The 17776-nt window shown below is 71.6% G+C and carries 13 protein-coding genes and 1 tRNA gene; 2 read left to right on the plus strand and 12 right to left on the minus strand.

The window, feature by feature from the left end; translation table 11 throughout:
* Window positions 1–196: 196 nt before the first annotated feature.
* Window positions 197–271: transfer RNA gene (locus AB0B01_RS29235), tRNA-Cys, on the plus strand.
* Window positions 272–324: 53 nt separating this feature from the next.
* Here the strand turns inward: AB0B01_RS29235 and AB0B01_RS29240 are convergent.
* The 12 genes from AB0B01_RS29240 to AB0B01_RS29295 all read right to left on the minus strand — a co-directional run bounded on the left by AB0B01_RS29240 (window position 325) and on the right by AB0B01_RS29295 (window position 15933).
* Entirely contained in the window at window positions 325–870 is a 546-nt protein-coding gene (locus AB0B01_RS29240; RefSeq protein ID WP_361725448.1) for a hypothetical protein, read from the minus strand.
* Window positions 870–3155, minus strand: coding sequence for a hypothetical protein (locus tag AB0B01_RS29245; RefSeq protein ID WP_361725451.1), 2286 nt, complete (start codon window positions 3153–3155; stop codon window positions 870–872). The genes AB0B01_RS29240 and AB0B01_RS29245 overlap by 1 nt, the downstream gene beginning before the upstream one ends.
* Before the next feature lie 22 nt (window positions 3156–3177).
* Window positions 3178–3609 (minus strand): hypothetical protein, encoded by a 432-nt coding sequence (locus tag AB0B01_RS29250; protein WP_361725454.1) that lies wholly within the window; start codon window positions 3607–3609, stop codon window positions 3178–3180.
* 319 nt (window positions 3610–3928) lie between these two features.
* Window positions 3929–5086, minus strand: a complete 1158-nt coding sequence (gene mycP, locus AB0B01_RS29255; protein WP_361725457.1) for a type VII secretion-associated serine protease mycosin — start codon at window positions 5084–5086, stop codon at window positions 3929–3931.
* 21 nt (window positions 5087–5107) lie between these two features.
* Window positions 5108–6505, minus strand: coding sequence for a hypothetical protein (locus tag AB0B01_RS29260; protein ID WP_361725460.1), 1398 nt, complete (start codon window positions 6503–6505; stop codon window positions 5108–5110).
* Window positions 6506–6549: 44 nt separating this feature from the next.
* Window positions 6550–7056 carry a hypothetical protein gene (locus AB0B01_RS29265; protein WP_361725463.1) on the minus strand — a complete coding sequence of 169 codons (507 nt, stop codon included), beginning with the start codon at window positions 7054–7056 and terminating at the stop codon, window positions 6550–6552.
* Between the two features lie 171 nt (window positions 7057–7227).
* Complete coding sequence (locus AB0B01_RS29270) at window positions 7228–9531, minus strand: xanthine dehydrogenase family protein molybdopterin-binding subunit (RefSeq protein WP_361725478.1); 2304 nt, start codon at window positions 9529–9531, stop codon at window positions 7228–7230.
* Window positions 9532–9569: 38 nt separating this feature from the next.
* Window positions 9570–11900, minus strand: coding sequence for a (2Fe-2S)-binding protein (locus AB0B01_RS29275; RefSeq protein WP_361725466.1), 2331 nt, complete (start codon window positions 11898–11900; stop codon window positions 9570–9572).
* Entirely contained in the window at window positions 11897–12736 is an 840-nt protein-coding gene (locus AB0B01_RS29280; RefSeq protein WP_361725481.1) for an FAD binding domain-containing protein, read from the minus strand. The genes AB0B01_RS29275 and AB0B01_RS29280 overlap by 4 nt, the downstream gene beginning before the upstream one ends.
* Window positions 12737–13163: 427 nt before the next feature.
* On the minus strand, window positions 13164–14810 hold the full coding sequence (locus AB0B01_RS29285) for a beta-N-acetylhexosaminidase (protein ID WP_361725469.1): 1647 nt from the start codon (window positions 14808–14810) through the stop codon (window positions 13164–13166).
* A 248-nt stretch (window positions 14811–15058) separates the two neighbouring features.
* On the minus strand, window positions 15059–15343 hold the full coding sequence (locus AB0B01_RS29290) for a DUF3039 domain-containing protein (RefSeq protein WP_215018346.1): 285 nt from the start codon (window positions 15341–15343) through the stop codon (window positions 15059–15061).
* Window positions 15344–15372: 29 nt separating this feature from the next.
* The gene (locus AB0B01_RS29295; RefSeq protein WP_361725472.1) at window positions 15373–15933 is read right to left on the minus strand and encodes a YqgE/AlgH family protein; all 561 of its coding nucleotides are present in this window, start codon (window positions 15931–15933) and stop codon (window positions 15373–15375) included.
* Window positions 15934–16301: 368 nt separating this feature from the next.
* Between AB0B01_RS29295 and murA the strand changes: the two genes are divergently transcribed.
* Complete coding sequence (murA, locus tag AB0B01_RS29300; protein WP_361725475.1) at window positions 16302–17648, plus strand: UDP-N-acetylglucosamine 1-carboxyvinyltransferase; 1347 nt, start codon at window positions 16302–16304, stop codon at window positions 17646–17648.
* The last annotated feature ends 128 nt before the right edge of the window (window positions 17649–17776 follow it).

Genomic DNA, 17776 nt, shown 5'->3' on the forward strand with positions numbered 1-17776 from the left:
TCCGGAAGCAACGGCTCGATCCGCGCCCACTGCGCATCAGTCAACGGCACACCCGGACCAACGACCAACTGATCCAAACGAAACTGCCTAGGCCCCGCCCGACTGTGAACGCAGCATGGCAGTCCCATTGCAGCCCCCGCGCCACCCTTCCCGAAGCTCCCCGCCCCCCCTAGCTTCATTCCCGGAAGCACCACAGAGCCGTGTGCCCGAGTGGTTGAGGGACTCGCCTGCAAAGCGAGTTACGCCGGTTCGATTCCGGTCACGGCTTCCACGGCAAGGCCGCCCAGAGGGGTCTGGGCGGCCTTCGCTCTTTCCCGTCGGTGCCTACGCACCGCATCGCGTCTGCTGCTCGGCCGCGTCCAGGAACTTCTTCATGAGGTCGCTGAACAGCGCACGGGACTCTCCGGCCCTCATGGAGTCGATGGACCCGCCCAATGCCAGTTCCAGCTGGAACGCGTCCCTGGAGCTCTTGCACGTCACGACGACGCGGGCGCCGGTGTCAAAGACGATGCCCTTGTCGCCGAGGGGCAACGGATCCGGTGCAGGTCGGATCAATTCGGGGTGCCAGAAAAAGCTCTGCTCCGGCGGCTGCCGCGTCGCGGACGCGAGGAAGCGCCCCCTGCCGTCCACGTAGACGTTGCACGTCGCGCCCCGGCGCTCCGCAGTCAGCCGCATATCGATCGGCCCACTCTCCTTCACATCCTCACCCCTGCCCATCAAGGGCTCCAGATCGGACCTGGTGAAGACGCCGAAGCAGGAGCGCGCGGGCAGGTGGGGTGCTGCCGCCCCCTTCTCTTCGGAACAGCCCGACACCGCCACTGCTGCGAAGACGACGAAGGCACAGGTGAAGGCAGCACGGGCGACGCGCATCAGGAACCGGTGTTCGAGGTGGCAACCTGGCCGCGACCGACCGCGTGCGCATTCGCCGTCTCCGTCGAAGCGACACCGGCAAGGGCGTCGATGGTCCTCTGGTTCATGCCTGATCCCTCTGCGGCTTTGCGGACCGATTGAGCGGCTGACTTCCCCGCTTCCGTCTGCGCGTCCGTGTAATCGATCACCGCTTTGTGATTGGATTCGCCCGTCTTCTCCGCCTGGTCTTTCTTCGCTCTCTCCACCACGCTCTCTGTGACGTCCTCCTGCAGCCACTCCACTACATCGCCGGCCAGCGGGACCAGCTCCAGGTACTTCCCGCCTGCCGCACTGATGCCCCGGTTGATCCACTTGGCGTTGTCTTCGACACCCTTGACGTATTCCTCTGCCTGGTGGCCGTTCTTGGTGAACGTTCCCTCCGCCCTGGCCTCGGAGAGAATCCCTGCGATTTGACCGCCCGGATGGACAGCGCTCTTGATTGCCGCATCGACGTCCTCGTACTCGCTGCGATGCGCGATCGCATCGTTGATGAGGGTGGTCGTGAACGCCCGCTGCGAGTTCGTGATGGCGCCGTATGCGTCCGGGTCCTGCCCCACGGCTCCGATGAACGCGGCCATGTCGGCCTTGTGGAACTCGGCCATCTCGCCATTGGCTTTGATCATCCGGCTGCCGTTTTCCGCAGAGGCCTGGATGTCCGGCATGTACTCGGCAGCCATCTGTCCGAAGTGACCGGACAGTCCCTGCAGCGGCGAGCTTCCCGGCTCGCCCGGCTTCCCGGTCACCAACTCCGGCTTCTCGCCGATCTTCTCGACGACGCGTTCCATGACGGCTGCCATCTCCTTGGTGTGCGGGACGGGCTTCGCGTCCTCGTCGCCCGTCACGCGGCCCGAGACCGCCGCCTCCAACGCGTTGCCGAGGGCGTCCTGCGCCGGATGGGGCGCGCCGGTCTTCGTGATGTCGAAGCCGTCCACGTACGGCTTCTTGTCGAGCATGTAGTCGACCATGCCCTGCGCCTTGCCGTGCTGGCCGCCGACCGCCTTGTCGTCTTTCGTCACGATGCCGTCGCCGTTGCTGTCCTCACGCACCGGCTCGTTGAAGAACGCGGTCGCCGCGTCGGGGTTGTTGTTCAACGCCTCCATCAGGCCCGTCAGCGGGTAGAAGCCCCTGCCGCCCTCGGCCCCGTGGTTGAGGCTCATGTTGAGGTCCTGTGGCGCACCGTACTCCCAGACCTTCGGGTTCTTGCGGTCCATAGCGACCATGTCGCGTCCGACCGCCGTCAGGAACTCCTTGTCGTACGTCCCCTCCCGCAGCAGCGACCCCAGCGCCTGGTAGCCGTAGACCTTCGTCATCAGGCCGACGTCGATCTCCTTGCGGCCCGCCTTCATCAGCTGGGTCGTCCAGGCTGCGTCGAGGTGGTTGGGGACGTCCTTGTGGGTGGCCAGGCCCAGCATCGCGCCGAGATCGCTCTGGATGTTGCCGACCATCAGCGCCCGGTCCCGGCCGGCCGGGCCGAGGGCGGTCGCGTCCAGGGACATCTTCGAGTAGGCCTCCAGCGTGCCCTCGGGGCCCATCCGGCGGTAGAAGCCGGTGGCGAACTCGGGGTCGTTGCGGTTGTCGTCCAGCAGGTCTTCCAGCTCGCGCAACGCCTCGCGGTTGCGCGCCGTGCCGCCCTCGCCGGTGACCTTCTTCATCAGGTCCGCCGCACGGTCCACCTGCTCGGCGTCGAGCGTCGTGTACTTCGGGGCGGTGAAGTTGTTGTCGTCCGTGACGTTCGCCTGGAGTACGCGCACCAGCGAGTCGTCGGCGTCCTGGGCATCCTCGACGGCCCGGTTGACCCGTTCCTGCCACAGGCCCCGGTTCTTGCGCAGCGACTCCTGGTAGTCCGGGTCGTGTTGGGCGGCGTACTGGTCCTTCGGGTCGGCGAACGGAATGGCGCTCACCCGCCCCGTCTCGTCGATCCGGAAGCCGGCCGCCGACGCCTCTTCGGCCAGCTTCTTGAGCTGGTCCCGGGCGGCTTTGAGGGTGGCGTGCCCGTCCGTGAGGACGAGGTGGACGCCCTTCGCCTCCTCGGCCGCGTCCTCGAACTCCTTCGCCGTCTTGTCGATGAACGGCCGGGCTACTCCTGCCGTGACGCCGTTCCACTCCGCCTTGTCGGCCTTGGCCTTCATGCCGTTGCGTGCCGCCTCGGCAAGCTCCTCCAGCTTCTTGACCATCGCACCCCAGTCGCCGATGGCCGTCTGGAGCTTGTCCAGCGGAGCGTTCATCACGTTCTCGTACGTCAGCACGTGTACTCTCCTGCGCCTTCCGCTACTTGAGGAGCCCGTCGATCTTGGAGGCGGTGAACTCGGCGTAGAGGGTCTTCTCCTCCTTGGCGTGCGAAGCCACGGAGTAGTTGAGTCCGTTGGAGATGTTCGCGCAGGCCGCGATGAGGGTCTTGAGCTGGCTCTCCCAGCGGGTGTTCACCTTGAGGAGGGCGGCCCCGCTGGCGAAGTTCTCCTTCGTGAGCGCATTCGCCGCTTCGGAGGTGGCGACGGCCGCGTGCTTGCCGTCCGTTTGCAGGCGGGAGTGCAGCTTGTACGCCTCGGTGCCGATGGCTCCGATGTGGTCCTGGTTGAGCTCCAGGTCGCCGCTGGCGGTGTTGCCGCTGCCGCCGGGGTCGGTGGGGACGTGGTTGAGCCGCATGGAGACGTTGGTCGCGGCGGAGGCCCGGGCGGCGGACCATTCCTCGTCGAACGACATCGCGTGCTCGTCTCCTTCCGTACTACCCCGGTACGTGGTGACGGCTCGGCTCGGCTCGGCCGTCGTTCTGCGACCGCTGGGGGTCAGCGAGGGCGGACGACACCGTAGCCGACGGGGTCGGTTCGCTCGACCTCCTTGCAGGGCCCCGGGGTTGGAAGGATGCAATTGAAGCCACCCGGGGGTGGGGATGTAGATGGCACGCACGGGTTGTGACGCTGTTGCTGTGCATGGTGCCCTGAGGGTGGGACTCTTTCAGGACAACATGAGGATCACCCTGCCGGGACTGAGCGGCGGTGACGGGGGCCGTCCAGGCCCCCGGTCAGCGGTTCCGGCGAACGACCACTGCGGCCACGGCCCCACCGATGATCACGCAGGCACCCAGCCCGAGGGCGATCCAGGGCAGGTTGCTGCCGCCGTCCTTCTTGGCCTCGGCCTGGGGAGCGCTGGATTCCGGCTTCTTGCCTTCGGCCGAGGGGGCGGGCGAGTTCTTGGCGTCGGCGGCGGCCAGGTCGGGGAGCGGGTACACATCCGCGGGGCCGGGGTCGCCGGGAGTCGGCAGCGCGATCTTGGGCCGGACGATGCCGTAGCCGAGGTAGTCGTTCCTCTCCTTACCGTCGTCGGCCTTGCCAGCGGTGTTCAGGAGGACACGGAGGACCTGGTTGTTGGTCCAGTCGGGGTGCGCGGACCAGAGAAGGGCGGCCGAAGCGGACGTCAGGGCTGTCGCATCGCTGGTGCCGTGGTTCTTACAAACTCCGGTCTTGCCGCCGCACGCCGTGACGATGTCTATTCCGGGCGCGGAAATATCGACCTGAGGCCCGTGCTGCGACTCCTTGGTCGCAGCACCGTCGGGCCCCACGGCCCCGACGCCAACAACGCCAGGCGTCGCAGCGGGATACATCACCTTATTGAGGGTGTCGCCGTCATTACCTACACCAGCAAAGATCAGTTTTCCTTTGGACAGGGCGTACTTCACAGCTTCAACTCGGGCGGGATCGTCCTCCTCCGTGGCCATGGAGATACTGATGACTTTGGCTTCGGAGTCTGCTGCGTACCGGATCGCCTCCGTCCAGATTGACCTGGTCTTGTTCAGCTCATGTGGCACACGAATCGGAAGGATCTTGGAGCCAGGGGCAAGACCAAATGCTCCGTCACCACTCGGGTGCTTCCCCGTGCCGGCGATCAACGCAGCCATGGTGGTCCCGTGATTCTGGTAGTCCTCACGCTCGTCACCCGAGTGCGACGTCGCGTAGTCCTTGCCTGGGAGAACCTGTCCCTCCAGCTCAGGGATGCGGTCGACGCCGCTGTCGATGACGGCAACCGTGACACCTTTGCCCGTGCTGATCTTCCAGATGCCGTCGGCGTTCATGGCGTCGAGATGCCACTGTTGCCCACGAATGCTTTCAGCATGTGCCGGAGTCGCGGCGACCCCGGCCAGCAGGAGGCCCACCAGGGCCGAGGTCGCCTTGCGCATGCGCATCCCGTGCTATGTCCGTTCTGCTCAGTCGATCACCGGCGGGACAACGCGATCGTTGCCCTGCCAGGTCTCTTCGTCCTCGGCCAGGTAGTCGGGGCGCTCGCCCCCGCGCTGCTCGCGCCGACCTGCCGGCGTGTGGGTCCCCGCACCAGCGGGCCCCGTCCCGCCGCGGGCCGGTCCCGTCCCGGACCCGTTGCGGACGAGGCCCGAGCCGCCCTGCGTGAACGGCTGACCGCCCGCGACCGAACGACCGACCGCGCCCGGCTGGCGACCACCGACAACACCGCCCGGCTCCATGGCCAGCCGACGCCCCATCGCGGAGCCGCTCTGGCCCCCGTGGGGACCGCTGCCTCCGCCGGGGTGCATGCCACTGGCCATGCCGCGACCAGGCTGCGAGCCGCCTTCGTGACCGATGACATTGCCGCGCGGGATTCCCGGCGTGGGCCCACCGGTGGTCACCTGGCGACCACCGACGATCCCGGTGTCACGCGGGAGCAGAGGAGAAAGACCACCGGTCTTCCCTCCGGGAGGCGCCAGAGGCGGGAGCTTGCTGATGGGGCCACCACCGCCGGGCAGCGACGGTCCACTCATCGGGGGAAACGTCATGGTCGGCAACGGTCCAACGGGGGTGGGACCGCCCGGGACGGGACCGGGGCCGGTGGGCAGGCTGACGACCGGAGGAACGGTCTTCTCCGGCAGGGTCGCCACGTGGTCGAGGTCAACGTCCACATCGTGGTCCGGGATCACCGGAACCGGCGCAGGTCCGGTCGTCACGGGCGGCGTGGGATCTGGCTGATGGCCAGGTACCCACCCGGGTTCGTTGGACGGGCCACCGCTCCGCTGGGTCGAAGCCGCGTACGAGGAGTTGCCGGATCCTGAGGCGCCTCCGTAACTGCCTCCGGAACGCGAGACGTCCTGCCCACCATCGACATTCACCGGCACAAAATCACCTGGTGGCGGCGGGAACGTCGGGACTTCGACCTTGCCCATCTGCGTCGACGACTGGTCGTACGACCCGGCGAGCTTCGTCAGGGCGTCGACGGCCTTCTGGTGGTCGCTGTTCAGCTTGACGCTGGCGATCTGGGCCAGCTTGGCCGAGTCCGGGTCGTTGTGGAACTGCTTGGCAGCCGCCAGGTTCTCCGCCATCGCCGTGTCGTACGAGGGCATGTTCTTCTTGACCTCGACCATGATCTGGGCGGCTTCGCCCATCCACTTGCCGCCCGCGGCGCTGTATTCGCTCAGGCGCAGCGTCGCGTTGCCGGCCCGGCTCGTCCAGTCCTCGAACGCGGTGGCGGCCTCGCCTTCCCAGCCCTTCACCTTGTGCTTCTTGAGGGCGTCGCCGATCTCCTTGATCGTGGCTGCGGCCTCGGTCAGGTGGGTGGCCCTGGTCTTCACCGTCTCCGGGTCGAGGGTGGCGACCATGGCGAGCAGCTGCTGGTGAGTGAACCCTTCGAAATTCGTCGCCATCAGATCTTGCCCTTCGGCTTGTTCGTCTCGCCGGTCGAGCCGTGCTCGGCGTCCTTCTTCTGCTTCGCCATCGGGTCGCGCTCGGGGACGTAGTCCTTCTCGGCCTGGCGGACGATGGACCGCATCCGTGCCTGCGTCTCCTCGTCAACGCCCGCAAAGCCCTTGCCGGACGTCAGGATCGCGATGCCCAGCGCCTCAATCTGGCCGGCCAGGCCCTTGGAGAGGTTCTGCAGCTGCTCGTGGACCGTCGAATAGGTCTTGAAGAGGGCGTCGGCCTCCGCGAAGCCCTTGCCCAGCGTTCCCTCCGGGAGGGACACGTGGGCCAGCTTCTTGTCGTCCGCCGGGGAGTCGCCCAGCTTCTTGAGCAGGTCGTCGACGACCTTCTTGTAGCCCTTGAACGTCTCGAAGTCGACCTCAAGCGCCTTCGCCTGCGCCATGATCGCCGCCGACAACCCCGCCGAACTGCCCACCAGCCCAGCCAGGCCCGAAGCCTGCTCCTCTGCCACGATGGCCTCCCCGATTCCCCGTCGTCCCCGTGGGCACGGCGTTTCCGCCGTGCGCCCCGTCCCCGTTCGCACCCGTTCGCACGCGCACGTAATACGTCCTACCCGATCACTCTAGCGACCGTCGCCGACAGTCCCAACCTCGGGGTTGCACGTGCAATGCGGGTCACACGGTCACGAGTTGGGGGACGCCACCGCCGCTGACGGCCTGATCGGGAGCCTGTTCACCGGGCGGCCCGTGGCCGCGCGTACTGCCGAGGCTACCGCCGCCGGCGTCGTCACCACAGGGATCGCGCTCGCCGCCTTCGCGCCGAACGGGGCCACCACGTCGCGCTCTTCGACCAGTTTGACGATGCGGACCGTCGGGGCGTCAAGCGAGGTCGGCAGGGCGTAACCCGTCAGGTCCGGGTGGCGGATGACGCCCGAGGCCGAGCGGAGGTTCTCCGTCAGGGCCGCGCCCACGCCCTGGGTGACGCCCGCTTCGATACGGGCCTCCAGCTGGCGGGGGTTGAGGATACGGCCCACGTCCTGGGCCACCGCCAGCTCGACCACCCGTACCGAGCCCAGCTCGATGTCCACGTCGACCACCGCGCGGATCGCGCAGAAGGCCAGGCCCACGAAGGCATCGCCCTGGCCGTCCGCGTCCAGCGGTTCCGTGGGGTGGGGGCGGCACTGGGCCGTGGCCCAGAGTTCCTTGCCCGCCATCGCCTCCGCGACCGTCGTCGAGAAGGCGCCGTCGTAGGAGGTGATCCGGCCGTCCTGGATCTGGAGGAGTTCCGTCGACATGCCCAGCTTGTGCGCCATGGGCTGGAGGAGCTGGGTGCGGACCATCTTCGCGGCCCGTTCGACCGCGCCTCCCGACACCCACGTGTGGCGGCCGTGCGCCGACGGGCCCGCCGGCGGCTGGTCCGTGTCGACCGGGGCCGTCACCACCTCGTCCACGCCCAGGACCTCCTGGACGATCTGGCGGGCGAGGGTGGCGAAGCCCTGGCCGGTGTCGACCGCCGCGCAGATCACGGTGGCCGCTCCGTCGACCACCTTGACCGTGGCCGTCGACACCTCGTCCGTGCCCTCCGCGCCGAGCATGTGGACCATGCCGACGCCGTACCCGACGCCGCGCCGCACCGCGCCCGGCTCGCCCGCGCCCTCCGGGCCGCCCGGCAGGAGCCACTCGTCCTCCGGGGTGTCCTTCGGGAGGGAGGGCAGCTCGAAGTCGCGTACCGCGCGCAGCAGTTCCGCCACCGGCGCCGGGCAGGTGACCGTCTGGCCGGTGGGGAGCAGGTCGCCGGTGGCCAGTACGTTGCGCAGGCGCAGTTCGGCGCCGTCGAGGCCGAGGGCGGCCGCGAGCTTGTCCATCTGGCCCTCGTACGCCGCGCAGACCTGCATCGCGCCCTCGCCGCGGACGTGGCCCGACGGCGGGTTGTTCGTACGGACCGCCCAGCCCTCGACGAAGGCGTGCGGGACGACGTACGGGCCGCAGGCGAAGGCCACCGCCGCCGCCAGCGACTCGGCGGAGGAGTCCGCGTAGGCGCCGGCGTCCATCAGGATCTGGGCCTCCACCTTGACCAGGCGGCCCTCCGCGTCCGCGTGGTGGCGGTAGCGCAGCAGCGTCGGGTGGCGGTGCGTGTGGCCGAGGAAGGACTCCTCGCGGGTGGCCGCGAGTTTGACCGGGTGGCCCGTGCGGAGGGCGAGGAGGCCCAGCGGGAGTTGGAAGGCCGCGTCCTCGCGGTCGGCGGTGGCGCCGGGCACGCCGGTGACCACGACGCGGACGCGGTCGGGCTCCAGCCCGAAGCACGCCGCCGCCAGGTCGCGGTCCAGGTGCGGGTCGGTGGAGGCGGTGTAGATCTCCACGCCGCCGTCGGGGCGGGGCACGGCGAGGCCGGCCTCGGCTCCGATGGGCGCCGGGTCCTGGCGGCCGATGCGGTAGAGGCCCTCGACGACGACCTCGCCGGTGGCCTCCGGGTCGCCGTAGCGCAGCGGGATGTGCCGGATCAGGTTGCCGTCGGGGTGCAGGGGCGGGGCGCCGAAGGACTGCTCGGGGTCGGTGACGGCGTCGAGGAGTTCGTACTCCACCGCGATGGCGGCCGCGGCGAGGCGGGCCGTGTCCGGGTGGTCGGCGGCGACGGCGGCGATGGGCTCGCCGTGGTGGCGTACGACGTCGTGGGCGAAGACCGGCCGGTCGGCGATCCGGCGGCCGTGCGTGCTCGCGCCGGGGATGTCGGCGTGGGTGACGACGGCCCGCACGCCGGGCATCTCGGCGGCGGCGGAGGTGTCGACGGACAGGATGCGGGCGTGGGCGTGCGGGGAGCGCAGCACGGCGGCCCAGAGCAGGCCCTCGGCCCACAGGTCGGCGGCGTAGGGGAAGGTGCCCTCGGCCTTGGCTCGGGTGTCGGCGGCCGGGACGGAGACCCCGATTCCGCGCAGGACTTCCTGCTCGCCCGCCTCGGCGACAGCGGCGGCCGCCGCCCCCGTGGACACCGTCACCGTCGCCGTCGCCGTGGCCGCGTCGTGCCCGCTCACGCCATGCCTCCGTTGTGGTGGGTCTCGTGCGGCCCGTCGGTCCCGTGCGCCCCCGGCATTCCGTGGACACCGCCCTCGCCGGGCGGCGCCTGGTGCGGGATGTGGGGGAGGTGCGGGGTGCGCTGCTCGGCCGCTGCCGCCTGCTGCGCGTCGGCGGCGCCGGCCGCCTCCCGCTCGGCGACGACCTCGCGCACCGCCTCGATGACGCCCTTGTAGCCGGAGCAGCGGCACAGGTTCCCGCACAGGGCCTGGCGGGTCTCCAGCTCGCTCGGGGCGTGGTTGCCCTCCAGCAGGTCATGGATGGTCATGGCCATGCCGGGCACGCAGAACCCGCACTGCACCGCACCCGACCTGCACAACGCCTGCTGCACGTCCGAGAGTTCCCCGCCGCTCGCGAGCCCCTCGACCGTACGGACCTCGCTCCCGGCGGCCGTCGCGGCCGGCACGAGGCAGGAGGCGACGAGCCGGCCGTCGACCTGCACGGCGCAGGCGCCGCATTCGCCCTGCGAGCAGCCGTCCTTGGCGCCGGCGAGGCCGAGGCGCTCGCGCAGCACGTAGAGCAGGGATTCGCCGATCCAGGCGCCGGTGACGGGGCGGTCGGCGCCGTTGACGCGCAGGACGTAGGAAGCCAGCGGGTGCTCGTGATGGGCGACGGCGGCGGTTTCCGGCTGGTTTTCCCCGTACGTCGCCTCCTCGCCCGGGAAACCCTCGGCGGTCCCCGCATCCGGCGCCGCCACAGCGCTGTCCGCGGTACCCGCACCCGGCGCGGACGCGGCCGTGTCTTCGCCGGAGCCCGGGAGGGAGGCTTCGGCGAAGCCGTGCCCGTCCGCCCCGGCGGGCTCCGCCGCGCCACCGTCCGGGCCCTGCGCGGAGGCGCTGAAGCCCTGCCCGAGGGTTCCCCCGGCCTCCGTGAAGCCGCCCGCGTACGCGGGGTCGGCCCCGCCCGCCGGAGCCTCGCCGCCCGCTTCGCCCCCGCCGTCGGAAACCCGGGCGGGATCCCCGGCAGCGGCGTCCGCGGCCGGGGTCTCGGCCTGCTCCGCCCCCGGGTGCGGTCGCTCCCCCGCAGCCTGCATCGCCGCCGGGCCGTGAGCGGCCTCGATGTCGTGCGGAGCCGCAGCCACGGGCTCCGGCTCGGGCCCAGCGGAAGCCGAAGCAGCAGCCGAGGCCTCAACCGAGGCCTCAACCGCAGCGGAAGCCGCAACCGCAGCCGAACCCGCAGCAGCAGCCGCCCCCGCCCCGTACTCCGGGCCGTGTTCCGGGGCAGCCGAAGCAGCCACCGGCTCCGGCACCGGCTCCGACACCGCCGCCGGCTCCGGCAGGGTGCCCACACCGGGCCCGCCCAGCACACGCGGCCCGCGCGAAGGGCCACCGACACCGGCGACACCGGCACCGACACCGGCGCCATCGGCCCCCGGGCCGCCGACGCCGGGACCGCCGAGCAGCCGCAGGCCCGCGCCCGAGGTGCCGCCCGGTCCGCCCGCCTCGGCCCGCGCGTCCGGAAGCACGCCGGAGCTCAGCGGGGCACCTGCGCGCGCCTTCTCGAAGTCGGGGTGCGCGGCCCACGGGGCCGCCGCGCCGCCCGGCAGCGTGGCCGGGGCCTGGCTCCAGTCCGCCGCCGGGGCGCTCGGGCGGAACTCGCCCGTCTGCTCGGACAGTTCCGGCAGGGTCCACTGCCCGGTCGCCACCGGCTCGGGCTCCTGCACCGCCTCCGGGAACCGCCACTCGGCGGTGGCGCCGGGATCGTGCCCTTCCTCCGCGGGGGCCGGACCGCCGGCCGGGTCCGCGAACGCCGCAGCCACCGACGCGGGGATCGGGACCGACGCCGGGATCGGTCCGCCGAGCGGAGCGGGAGAGGCCGCCCCGGCCGCGGGAGCCGTGCCCCCGCCCTGGGGCGCGCCCGCGCCCGCCTCCGGCCACTGCACCCCCGGAATCGTCCAGGTGCCCGTCGCCGCAGGATCCGTACTGGCGGCGGAGCCGAGCGGCACGATCATCGGCGGCGGCACGTAGCCGTGCCCGGGGGCGGCGAGCGGCTCCCCGGTGCCGAGCGCGTCCAGCATGTCCTGCGGCAGCTTGACGAAGGCCGTCGCCTCGGAGTCGAAGTCGCCGCCGTGCGGGACCGGCTCCCAGCCCCAGCCGGAACCGCCCTGACCGCCGTACGCGCCTTGGCCGCCCTGGCCGCCGTACGCGCCTTGGCCGCCCTGGCCGCCGTACGCGCCCTGACCGCCCTGACCGCCGTACGCGCCCTGGCCGCCCTGGTCTCCGTAGCCGCCCGCGGACCCCGCGTCCTCCGTCGTACCGCTCACGTTCTCGTTCTCGTTCCCGCTCATGAGGTCAGCGCCCTCCCCAGGGCCCTCCGTGCCAGCACGGCCACCGTCCGCCGCAGATGCAGTACCCCGGGAGCCACCGGTTCCCCCTGGTCGGGGACGCAGGCGGCCGCGACGTACTCGCCGAAGGCCTCCAGCGCCTCGGGGGCCAGGTTCCGCTCCCCGTCCCAGTCGATCAACGAGGCCACCCACTGCTCGGCTTCCAGGGGCCGCAGCGGCATCGGGGCGACCGCGCCGATCGCGCAGCGCACGCCCCGGCGCGCCGGGTCCAGTACGAGCCCCACGGACGCCACCGCGCGCCCCGGCCCCGTACGGCCCGTGGCCTTAAGGAACACCTGCGGCGCGTGCAGCAGCGGCACCCGCACGAAGCCGATCAGTTCCCCGGGCCGCAGCATCTCGCGGCCGGCCAGCAGGTACGAGACCGGGATCTCCCGCTGCGAGCCGCCCGGGCCGACGACGAGGAGCACGGCCTCCAGCGCGGCCAGGACGGGCAGCGCGTCGCCCGTCGGCGCGGCGCTGGCGATGTTCCCGCCGAGCGTGCCCGCGTTGCGGATCTGCGGCGGTCCGGCGGCCCGGGCGGCCGCGGCGAGCGCGGGGATCAGGGCGGCGAAGTCCGGCCGTCCCATCCGGGCGTGGGTCAGGCCGGCGCCGAGCAGGGCGTGGCCGTCCTGGTACTGCCAGCCGCGGATCTCGTTGATCCGGCCGAGGCCCACCAGTGCGGCGGGCCGCAGCTGGCCGGCGTTGACGGCGGCCATGAGGTCGGTGCCACCGGCGACGGGCACGGCCGCGGGCATGGCGGTGAGCGCCGCCACGGCCTCGTCGAGCGAGGCCGGCAGCATCACGGACTGCGCCGCCTGCGGGCCCTGAGCCCCCTGAGAAGAATGCGGTGCGTGCACTGCGTGCGGTGCGTGCGTGGTCAACCCAGCTGCCCCTTCCCGATGTCCCGGTCCCGGCGCTCACGCCTGTCCGCCGTACGGTACGTGCTCACCGCCGGGACGTGGCAACTCTGGCACATCTTCCCCACCTCCCGGCGCGAGGGTCCGGCCTCCCGGCGCGAGGGCCCGGCGGGCGCCCCCCGGAGCTCCAGCCCGTCCATTTTGCGCCGTATGCTCTCCCTACCCCGCATGCCCTGCACGTCCCGTCCACCCCGTATCGGGGAAAGCGGCGGAATCAGCCGAATGCCCGGGATTCCCACGAGAGTTCCCCCGGCTCACACCGCCCCGCTCACACAGCCCCGCTCACACAGCCCCGCTCACACCGCCCGGCTCACACGAAGGGCGGCTCGCCCTCGATCGGGCGCCCGAGCACGCCCGGACGCCGCTGCCACGGCAACGGGCCTCCCGGCGGGCGGTATTCGACGCCGAGCGCGTCCAACCGCCGGTAATGTCCGGCCATCCGGGCCTCGAAGCCGGCGTAGTCGCGCGCGTCCGGCTCCGGCAGCCGCGACCACACCGTCTCGGCGAAGGCGGCGAGCCGCGGGAACACCTGGTAGTCGACCCGGCTCCGGTTCTCCATCACCTCGGTCCACACATTGGCCTGCGCGCCCAGCACATGGGCGGCGGCCCGGGCCGGCAGCCGCGGCGGCACCGGCTCGAAGCGGTAGACGTCCTCCAGCGAGCGCACGTAGCCGATCGGCACCGGTTCGTCGGGGCCGCCCGCCTGACGGTGGTCCAGGTACACCTGCTGCTCGGGGCACATCACCACGTCGTGTCCGGCCTCCGCGGCGGCGATCCCGCCCGCGTAGCCGCGCCACGAGGACACCGCGGCTCCCGGGGCGAGTCCGCCCTCCAGGATCTCGTCCCAGCCGATCAGGCGCCGGCCGCGGCGGGCGAGCCAGGTGTCGAAGTGCCGGATGAACCAGGACTGGAGCCCGTCCTCCCCGTCCACGCCCAGTTCCCGGATCCGCGCCTGGGCGCGCGCCGAGGCGCGCCACTGCGCCTTGGGGCATTCGTCGCCGCCGACGTGCACGAACGGCGAGACCTCCGGCGGGAACAGCTCCAGCAGCTCCTCGAACACGCCCTCGTAGAAGCGCAGCACGGCCTCGGTCGGTGCGAGCACGTTCTCGCTGATCCCCCAGTCGTCCCATACGCCCAGCGCCGAGGTGTCGACCACGTCCGTGTTCCCCAGTTCGGGGTACGCGGCGATCGCCGCCTGCGAGTGCCCCGGTACGTCGATCTCCGGGACCACCCGCACGTGCCGCTCGGCGGCGTAGGCGACGATCTCGCGGATGTCGTCCTGCGTGTAGAAGCCGCCGTGCGGGGTCTCGTTCCACAGGGGTGAGGCCCGGTGGCCCCAGCGGCTGCGGGGCCGCCAGGCGCCGACCCCGGTCAGCCGCGGGTGGCGCTTGATCTCGACCCGCCAGCCCTGGTCGTCCGTCAGGTGCAGGTGCAGCACGTTGAGCTTGTGGGCGGTGAGCAGGTCGATGGCGCGCAGGACGCCGTCCTTGGGCAGGAAGTGCCGGGCCACGTCGAGCATGAGCCCGCGCCAGCCGAAGCGGGGGGCGTCCGCGATCGTCCCGTGCGGCAGGCTCCACACCCGCCCGCCCCGCCCGCCCAGCGGGGCCCGCCGACAGGCGTCGGGACCCAGCAGTTGACGCAGCGTCTGGGCGGCCCAGAACAGCCCGGCCGCGTCGGCCCCGGCCAGTTCCACGCCGGTGGCGTCGACCGTGATGCGGTGGCCCTCGGGCCCGAGCCGTGCGACGCCGTCGATGTCGAGGCGCAGTCGGATGTCCGCGGCAGCTCCCGGGCCGGCCTCAGGGAGGTCCCAGCCGGTGGCCGCGCCGAGCTCCCGGCGCAGCCAGCGCGCGGTGCCCCCGGCGCCCGGGCCGGTGGCGAGGACGGGCCCTGGCCCGAAGGCGTACGGGGGCGCGTCCTCGCGGAGGTCGACGGCCTGGGGCAGCGGGATCAGGTCCATGCGTCGGGCCTTTCGCAGCGAACGGAGCGACCGGAGCGACCGGAGCGAGCGAACGGAGACAGGCGGGGCGTTGCGCGGTGCGCAACGCCCGTTCCGCACCGTGCTCGCCACCCGCCGACCCTAGTACGCACGAGGCCCCCGGGGTACGCCCGTGCGTACCCCGGGGGCCTCGGTCCGCCGAGCCGGCCGAGCCTGGTGAGCCCGAGCCGACCGGGCCAAGCCGAGCCGAGCTGAGCCGACCGGCCGGACTAGTTGTCCTTGCCGCCCTTGTCCTTGTCCCCGCCGGGGCCCATGGACTCGTAGATCTCCTTGCACATGGGGCAGACCGGGTACTTCTTCGGGTCCCGGCCCGGCACCCACACCTTGCCGCAGAGCGCGACGACGGGGGTCCCGTCGAGTGCGCTCGCCATGATCTTGTCCTTCTGGACGTAGTGGGCGAAGCGCTCGTGGTCGCCGTCGCCGTGGGACACCTGCGGCGTCGGCTCTACGAGGGTCCCCGTACCAGTCCCGCGCTCGGGCTCAAGAGTGCTCATAAAAGCCAGGGTACCGACCCCCGCGCGGGTCAGTTGAGCAACGGGTCGTCCGGATAGGTGGCGACCATCGCGAGCTCGTTGCGCTGGCGGCGCAGTACGGCCCGCCACAGCCGCTCGGGGGCGGGAAAGGACACGTCACCGGGTTCCGACTCCACCACGTACCAGGCGCCCTCACCGAGCTCGATCTCCAGCTGCCCGGGCCCCCAGCCGGAGTACCCCGCGAAGATGCGCAGCGAGCCCAGGGCCGAGGCCAGCAGCTCCGGCGGGGCCTCCAGGTCCACCAGGCCGATCGCCCCGTGGACCCGGCGCCACCCGATCGGCCCCTCCTCGCCCGGGATGACCGCGACCCCCAGGGCCGAGTCCAGTCCCACCGGGCCGCCTTGGAAGACCACTCCCGGATCGCCGGCCAGCGTCGCCCACGGCAGCAGGATGTCACCGACACCCACCGGGGTGGGCCGGTTGAGGACCACGCCGAGCGAGCCCTGCTCGTCGTGGTCGAGCAGGAGCACCACCGCGCGGTCGAAATTCGGGTCCGCGAGGGCGGGGGTGGCCACGAGCAGCCGCCCTGTGAGGGAGGACACCTCGGTCATGGCGCCATGATCTCGCACATTCCCCCTTGAGGGGGAGCCCGGGAGGAGATCGGTTCGCATACGGCCCAGGGGCGCACGGCAGCAGGGAGGAGCGCGCGGCTCCGGATCACACGGATGCCGTACGGACGCCCGCACGGGTGCTGCACGCGAGCGACACGCGAACGACACACGCGGCACGGCCGCATTGCCCGGAACGCGACACTCCGCCATGGGGTGCGCACTCAGGGTGTTGTGGCTGATTCATGACAGCTCCCCGGCCGCGTCGGCCTTACGGAACGGGGGGTCGTGCCCCTTACCCTTTTCCCCTGGCCCCTGCCCACCATCCCCCTGGCCACCGCCGGGAGGACCCCCTCCGGAACGCGAGATTCATGACCGGCACAGACAGTGACGACGTTCTGCTTGTCCATGGCGGTACCCCGCTTGAGGGCGAGATCCGTGTCCGCGGTGCGAAGAACCTCGTGCCCAAGGCCATGGTCGCCGCTCTGCTCGGCAGCGAACCCAGCCGGCTCCGCAATGTCCCCGACATCCGCGACGTCCGGGTCGTCCGCGGGCTGCTCCAGCTGCACGGCGTGACCGTGCGCCCCGGCGAGGAGCCGGGCGAGCTGGTGCTCGACCCGACCCACGTCGAGAGCGCGAACGTCGCCGACATCGACGCCCACGCGGGCTCGTCCCGCATCCCGATCCTCTTCTGCGGCCCGCTGCTGCACCGCCTCGGCCACGCCTTCATCCCGGGCCTCGGCGGCTGCGACATCGGCGGCCGGCCCATCGACTTCCACTTCGACGTGCTGCGCCAGTTCGGTGCGACCATCGAGAAGCGGGAGGGCGGCCAGTACCTGGAGGCCCCGCAGCGGCTCCGGGGCTGCAAGATCCGCCTGCCGTACCCGTCGGTCGGTTCGACCGAACAGGTGCTTCTGACGGCCGTTCTGGCCGAGGGCGTGACCGAACTCAGCAACGCCGCCGTGGAACCGGAGATCGAGGACCTCATCTGCGTCCTGCAGAAGATGGGCGCCATCATCTCCATGGACACCGACCGGACCATCCGGATCACCGGTGTGGACCGCCTGGGCGGCTACAACCACAAGGCGCTCCCGGACCGCCTGGAGGCCGCCTCCTGGGCGTCCGCGGCGCTGGCGACCGGCGGCAACATCTACGTCCGCGGGGCGCAGCAGCGCTCGATGATGACCTTCCTCAACACCTACCGCAAGGTGGGCGGCGCGTTCGAGATCGACGACGAGGGCATCCGCTTCTGGCACCCGGGCGGTCCGCTCAACGCGATCGCGCTGGAGACGGACGTGCACCCCGGCTTCCAGACCGACTGGCAGCAGCCGCTGGTCGTGGCCCTGACCCAGGCCGCCGGCCTCTCCATCGTCCACGAGACGGTCTACGAGTCCCGGCTGGGGTTCACCTCGGCGCTGAACCAGATGGGCGCGCACATCCAGCTGTACCGGGAGTGCCTGGGCGGCTCCGCCTGCCGCTTCGGCCAGCGCAACTTCCTGCACTCGGCGGTCGTCTCCGGCCCCACCAAGCTGCAGGGCGCCGATCTGGTGATCCCGGACCTGCGCGGCGGGTTCTCGTACCTGATCGCGGCGCTGGCGGCCGAGGGCACCTCGCGCGTCCACGGCATCGACCTGATCAACCGCGGCTACGAGAACTTCATGGACAAGCTCGTGGAGTTGGGGGCCAAGGTCGAGCTCCCGGGCGGCGACCTCGTCTGAGCAGGGCGTCCAGGGCCTCTGAGGGGCCCTGGACAGGCCGAAGGGGGGGCCCCCCCGGGGGGGGGGGGGCCCGCAGCGGTTGTGGGGCGCTAGGGTTAGGGGGGGGGGTGGGAGGGTTGTTTTTAGTG

The sequence above is a fragment of the Streptomyces sp. NPDC044571 genome (assembly GCF_040647115.1).
Taxonomy (GTDB): domain Bacteria; phylum Actinomycetota; class Actinomycetes; order Streptomycetales; family Streptomycetaceae; genus Streptomyces.

Coding starts and splice junctions, on each gene's coding strand:
- AB0B01_RS29240 (WP_361725448.1), bottom strand. CDS start 870: ATGCGCGTCGCCCGTGCTGCCTTCACCTGTGCCTTCGTCGTCTTCGCA.
- AB0B01_RS29250 (WP_361725454.1), bottom strand. CDS start 3,609: ATGTCGTTCGACGAGGAATGGTCCGCCGCCCGGGCCTCCGCCGCGACC.
- mycP (WP_361725457.1), bottom strand. CDS start 5,086: ATGCGCATGCGCAAGGCGACCTCGGCCCTGGTGGGCCTCCTGCTGGCC.
- AB0B01_RS29260 (WP_361725460.1), bottom strand. CDS start 6,505: ATGGTCGCCACCCTCGACCCGGAGACGGTGAAGACCAGGGCCACCCAC.
- AB0B01_RS29275 (WP_361725466.1), bottom strand. CDS start 11,900: ATGAGCGGGAACGAGAACGAGAACGTGAGCGGTACGACGGAGGACGCG.
- AB0B01_RS29280 (WP_361725481.1), bottom strand. CDS start 12,736: ATGCTGCCGGCCTCGCTCGACGAGGCCGTGGCGGCGCTCACCGCCATG.
- AB0B01_RS29285 (WP_361725469.1), bottom strand. CDS start 14,810: ATGGACCTGATCCCGCTGCCCCAGGCCGTCGACCTCCGCGAGGACGCG.
- AB0B01_RS29290 (WP_215018346.1), bottom strand. CDS start 15,343: ATGAGCACTCTTGAGCCCGAGCGCGGGACTGGTACGGGGACCCTCGTA.
- AB0B01_RS29295 (WP_361725472.1), bottom strand. CDS start 15,933: ATGACCGAGGTGTCCTCCCTCACAGGGCGGCTGCTCGTGGCCACCCCC.
- murA (WP_361725475.1), top strand. CDS start 16,302: ATGACCGGCACAGACAGTGACGACGTTCTGCTTGTCCATGGCGGTACC.